The 656-nt window shown below is 48.9% G+C and carries 1 protein-coding gene; it reads right to left on the minus strand.

Translation table 11 applies throughout. From position 1 onward, the window contains the following. Positions 1-656, minus strand: a 656-nt coding sequence (locus R7Z49_RS25570) for a DNA gyrase subunit A (protein WP_318112466.1), incomplete at both ends; no start/stop codon positions are given.

Consider the following 656-nt stretch of genomic DNA (forward strand, 5'->3'; position numbering starts at 1 on the left):
GCATTTGGTTTGCGATTTGCTCAAGCAGCTTCGAGCCAGACACTTGATGCGGAATCGACGTGATGACGATGTCTGACCCTTCTTTATGCCATACCGCACGCATCTTGATGCTGCCACGGCCGTTGCGATAGATCTTTTCAATTTCCGCTTGAGGCGAAATGATCTCCGCTTCTGTCGGATAATCTGGACCTTTCACAAACTGCATAACTTCAGGCAATTCTGCTTTCGGATTGTCGATCAGATGGATAGTTGCGTCAGCCACTTCACGAACGTTGTGAGGTGGGATATCTGTCGCCATACCAACCGCGATACCCGTTACGCCATTCAACAAGATATGAGGTAGACGTGCTGGCAACATTTGAGGCTCTTTCATCGTGCCATCAAAGTTTGGTTGCCATTCCACAGTGCCCTGACCTAACTCACCAAGCAATACTTCTGCAAACTTCGACAGTTTCGCTTCGGTATAACGCATTGCCGCGAAAGATTTCGGGTCATCCGGAGCACCCCAGTTTCCCTGACCATCAACCAGTGGGTAACGGTAAGAGAATGGTTGCGCCATTAATACCATCGCTTCGTAACATGCAGAGTCACCGTGCGGGTGGTATTTACCTAACACGTCACCAACGGTACGTGCAGACTTTTTGTATTTTGCTGAT

The sequence above is a fragment of the Vibrio sp. 1562 genome (assembly GCF_033340155.1).
Classification (GTDB): domain Bacteria; phylum Pseudomonadota; class Gammaproteobacteria; order Enterobacterales; family Vibrionaceae; genus Vibrio; species Vibrio alginolyticus.